This window comes from Corynebacterium tuscaniense, from assembly GCF_008693065.1.
Taxonomy (GTDB): domain Bacteria; phylum Actinomycetota; class Actinomycetes; order Mycobacteriales; family Mycobacteriaceae; genus Corynebacterium; species Corynebacterium tuscaniense.
Genome location: NZ_VXKH01000094.1, coordinates 1 through 4,035, shown reverse-complemented (window position 1 = coordinate 4,035; position 4,035 = coordinate 1). Strand labels below are relative to the sequence as shown.

Genomic DNA, 4,035 nt, shown 5'->3' with positions numbered 1-4,035 from the left:
CGGCATGATCCAGGTGCGCAGCAAACCCATCAGCGCCCGCGCGCTCTACGACCTCGGCCTCGCGGTCGTCACCGCAGTGCGCTCAGTCAACCCCTCCACGCACGTGCTTATCGACGATCGCGTTGACATCGCCCTCGCCCTCCAACCCCACGGCGTCGCCGGTGTTCACATCGGCCAAGATGATCTGGACCCGCGCGTGGCACGGGAGCTGCTGGGCCCTGATGCGATTATCGGGCTGACCACGGGCACGCTTTCACTCGTTGAGGATGCGAACCAGTACGCCGATGTCATCGATTACATCGGGGCCGGCCCCTTCCGCACCACGCCGACCAAGGATTCCGGCCGCGAACCACTGGGGCTTGCTGGTTACCCCGAGCTCGTCGCCGCCTCCGAGCTGCCCGTCGTGGCTATCGGTGATGTCACCGTGGATGATGTCGCTGACCTGGCCGCTACCGGTGTGGATGGTGTTGCCATCGTCCGCGGCATCATGAACGCCGCGGATCCACGCGCCTATGTTGAGCAGGTGCTGCAGAACTTCCACTAGCCGGCGAATGAGTCTGAATCACCCCCGTCCTCCGCGATCGGCAGGCACACATAATCATCATCCCTGACCGGCAGCGCGAAGTTATAAGAGACGAACCGTGCTCCATCCCGGAAATCGAAGACGATATTGTGGCGGTCCCGCTGGATCTTCACGTAACCGTCCGTGACTAGCGAGTGGCAGCCAGAACACAGTGGCAAAAGGTTGTCCAAGTCCGTCAAACCACCATCTGCCCATTCGTGAATGTGGTGGATTTCCATGAAGCGACGATGGATGCAACCTGGCAGTGCGCACTGTCCACCCCACATCGCCATCAACGCCTTCACCTGCTTATCTGTGGCTAGGCGCGCACCCCGGCCGACGTTGAGCACCAGCCCGTGTTTATCCACGATGTTCAGCTTCATCATCGCGTTGGACACGATGTTCGCTAGTGCCGTGGATGTTGCGCCCGCATTGTTGGGCAGGTAGGCCTCGCCGCTCACCGTCATCATCACGTTCACCTGCGCAGCTGGTGCACGCAGCGCGTTCTTCGGGTTCGTGCGCACAATATTCACCATGCCCATGAGCGCGTAGAGCATTGCCCGACCGGTGGGGAGCCCGAAACTGGACTTATCCCGCTTCGCTAGCTCCTTTTCCTCGTCGATTTTCTGGTCGTAGAGGTTGTCGATACTGGCATCGTCGATAAGCTCGGCGAGTTTTTCTTCCTCCGCACAAAACGCGAGATGCCCGATCTTGAGCGCTGCTGCGAACGCTTCCCCATCGGCGGCGTTGAGTTTGGCCCACACGTTCACGTCGCCGTTGTCATCCTGGCTCATGCGGAGGTAATGCTCCGGGGAGTCCTCGCCCGCGCCCGTTTTCGGCTTGCCGGCGAGCGCATGCTCCAGCCCGTGGTAGCCGAGCTCCATCGCGCGATTGACCAGCTCAACCTCATTATCCGGAGTGAGATATTTGAGCAGAAGGCGCACTGCAGAATAGCTCAGCTTGCCCTCTTCGAACATCAGCTTGAGGTACGGGAAGTTGTCCAGCTGGCGAGCAACCGCCACGTATTCGTGGGCTGTGGAATGAGAGATCCCCAATCTTCGGATCAACCACGCGCTCGTGCTCGTCGCACCGAGATCTTGGGCTAACCCGAGGTAATCAAACTCCGCGATCTGCGCCAGGAGCGAAGCCTTAGAACGCATCATCGTGGCATACGTATCAATGATGCCTGCCCCTATATGTGCAGCTAGAAGGTTAGGTTCCGCAAGTATTGCTGTCATGATGTCCCCCTATTTGTTCGTTGTAAATGTGTCGTGGGGACACCATACAAAACGAGCGCGACACCATTCGAACGCCAATTCGAACGTAACCTAAGAGAATGAGTCCGCATTGCGGACTCCCTGGGACTTTGCGTTCATGCCAAAACGGAAGTCGTCGTCACTCCAAAATGGGCATCGAGCACCCATTCGAAACTAACCTTAGAAAAAGAGTCCGCATTGCGGACTCCCTGGGAAACTAGTCCTCCATCTCCGCGAAGGCCTCCTCCACCGAGTCATGCTCCTCGCGGGATTCCTCCCACACTTCTTTCGCGGCGGAGAGATTCACGAAGATGATGATCGCAGCGACGATGATGTCAAACCAGGCGGTGGCCCACACGAAGGTGAGCAGGCCGGCAACGATGATGAGGATGTTGGCCAAAGCGTCATTACGTGCGGCGAGCCAGGCGCCAGTGGCCAGCGAGGAGCCTTCATTGCGCAGGCGCAACAAGATCACGGCGCAGATCAGATTGACCACGAGAGCGCCGAGCGCGATGCCAGTTAGACCCGACGGCGACGGCGGCTCCGGGTTGATTATCTTCAGCACCACGGTGACCAGTGCAGCGACAGCCGGAATAAGGATGAGGCCGGAGAGGACCGTCCCAGCCACGCGGCGCCGAGAGGCTGGCCACGCCACCGCGAAGAACACAAGCATGTTGATTGCTGTGTCTTCGAGGAAGTCTGCGGAATCCGCGAAGAGGGAGGCTGAGCCGATCGCGATGGCGGCTGCGAACTCGACGAAGAAGTAGCCGAGATTCAGCAGCGCCACGATCAGAACCGCGCGTCGAATACGCTGTTCAGTCATAGTTAGTAGCTGCTGAACCCGTCGTCGGAAAGCGTGTGCTTTTCGTCGCCAGTTATCGCCGGGTTGAAGATAGAGACCAGGATCAGATCCTCGTCTTTGCCGCCACGCAGGTAGTGCGCGTCGTGCTCGTCGAGGACGTAAATCGTGCCCGGGGTGATCGCGTACACGTTGCCCTCGGTGTCCTCGACCTCACCGGAGCCGGCGATGCAGTAGCAGGCTTCGAGGTGGTTGCGGTACTGCAGTTTGGACTCGGTGCCGGCGCGCACGACGGTGTGCGCGACAGCGAAGCCCATGTTGTCTTTCGCGGTGAGCACGCGCTCGGAGGTGCCGCCACCCCACTCAACAGTTTCGACATCTTCTCGGGAACGAATGAACATGAATCTCCTTCCAGTTACCCGTTCCACGGTACGCGTAAGCTCGTGGGCATGATTCTTGCCATCATCACCGCAGAAGTTGCGTTCTGGCTCTGTTTGTTTGGCGGAATGTTCCTGCGCTACGCCCTTAAGTTGCCTAAAGCAGGAATTGTGCTGCTAGCGGCAACCCCCCTCATTGACCTTGCTTTACTCGTTTACACGTTTTGGAGTCTGGCCGATACGCACCACGCAAATTTTTTCCACGCGTTCGGCGCTTTCTACGTCGTTTTTTCCATTGTTTTCGGCAAAGATCTGGTTCTCGCACTGGACAAGAAGTGGCGTGGTGAGACAGAGATCAGTGGTGAGGGCTTCAGCCGCTCGATCCGCGACAATCTGATACGCGCGGTTATTGCCTCCGGGATCACCATCCTCATCCTCGTAGCCATGGTCTTTGTTACAGGCATCGCCGGTAGTTTTTGGTTGTTCTATTGGATCATTGCTATGGCGTTTCTGCCGGCCTGCTGGTGGACAATCGATAAATGGGTGGAAAGAAGGAAAGCATGAAGGTCGCAGTAGTAGGCGCAGGAATTATTGGCTTATCGACGAGCCTCACCCTCGCCGACCACGGCCACCAGATCACCGTGTACGACCCAGCACCAGCTAGTGGTGCCACGTGGCATGCGGGAGGGATGCTCGCCCCGGCTGCGGAGGTGGTCTACCAGCAGGACCCGCTGTTCCCACTGATGATCGCGGCTGGGAAGTGGTATCCGGAGCTCATCGCGCTCATTCAGAAATACACGGACTCTCCCACCGGCTACCGCACGGAGGGAACACTGGTGGTGGCCAAGGACCGTGCGGATAAGACACATCTAGAGGAGCTGCAGGAGTATCAGCAGCTGCACGGGATGACCACGGAGCGCATCACTACGCGGGAGGCCCGGAAGCTGGAGCCGGCACTCGCCCCCGCCATTAGCGGTGCCGTGCACATTCCGGGCGACCACCAGGTGCGCCCGCGGCTCATCGCGGCGGCACTGCAGGAAG

The 4,035-nt window shown here is 59.1% G+C and carries 6 protein-coding genes; 3 read left to right on the top strand and 3 right to left on the bottom strand.

Annotation, left to right across the window (positions count from 1 at the left end; translation table 11 throughout):
- Positions 1–544 (top strand): thiamine phosphate synthase (locus tag F4V54_RS10295; protein WP_150387078.1); only part of this gene is annotated, 544 nt, incomplete at its 5' end.
- Here the strand turns inward: F4V54_RS10295 and F4V54_RS10290 are convergent.
- The 3 genes from F4V54_RS10290 to F4V54_RS10280 form a co-directional block, all read right to left on the bottom strand.
- Positions 541–1,800: an HNH endonuclease signature motif containing protein gene (locus tag F4V54_RS10290; protein ID WP_150387077.1), complete on the bottom strand. Its 1,260-nt coding sequence runs from the start codon at positions 1,798–1,800 to the stop codon at positions 541–543. The two genes, F4V54_RS10295 and F4V54_RS10290, sit on opposite strands and share 4 nt — an antisense overlap.
- A 235-nt stretch (positions 1,801–2,035) precedes the next feature.
- The gene (locus F4V54_RS10285; RefSeq protein WP_150387076.1) at positions 2,036–2,641 is read right to left on the bottom strand and encodes a cation efflux transmembrane domain-containing protein; all 606 of its coding nucleotides are present in this window, start codon (positions 2,639–2,641) and stop codon (positions 2,036–2,038) included.
- A gap of 2 nt (positions 2,642–2,643) precedes the next feature.
- The gene (locus F4V54_RS10280; RefSeq protein WP_102724292.1) at positions 2,644–3,018 is read right to left on the bottom strand and encodes an ectoine synthase; all 375 of its coding nucleotides are present in this window, start codon (positions 3,016–3,018) and stop codon (positions 2,644–2,646) included.
- Positions 3,019–3,066: 48 nt separating this feature from the next.
- Between F4V54_RS10280 and F4V54_RS10275 the strand changes: the two genes are divergently transcribed.
- Positions 3,067–3,558, top strand: a complete 492-nt coding sequence (locus F4V54_RS10275; RefSeq protein ID WP_150387075.1) for a hypothetical protein — start codon at positions 3,067–3,069, stop codon at positions 3,556–3,558.
- On the top strand, positions 3,555–4,035 hold a 481-nt coding region (locus F4V54_RS10270), incomplete at its 3' end, for an FAD-dependent oxidoreductase (RefSeq protein WP_150387074.1). The genes F4V54_RS10275 and F4V54_RS10270, both read left to right, overlap by 4 nt.

Coding starts and splice junctions, on each gene's coding strand:
- F4V54_RS10290 (WP_150387077.1), bottom strand. CDS start 1,800: ATGACAGCAATACTTGCGGAACCTAACCTTCTAGCTGCACATATAGGG.
- F4V54_RS10285 (WP_150387076.1), bottom strand. CDS start 2,641: ATGACTGAACAGCGTATTCGACGCGCGGTTCTGATCGTGGCGCTGCTG.
- F4V54_RS10280 (WP_102724292.1), bottom strand. CDS start 3,018: ATGTTCATTCGTTCCCGAGAAGATGTCGAAACTGTTGAGTGGGGTGGC.
- F4V54_RS10275 (WP_150387075.1), top strand. CDS start 3,067: ATGATTCTTGCCATCATCACCGCAGAAGTTGCGTTCTGGCTCTGTTTG.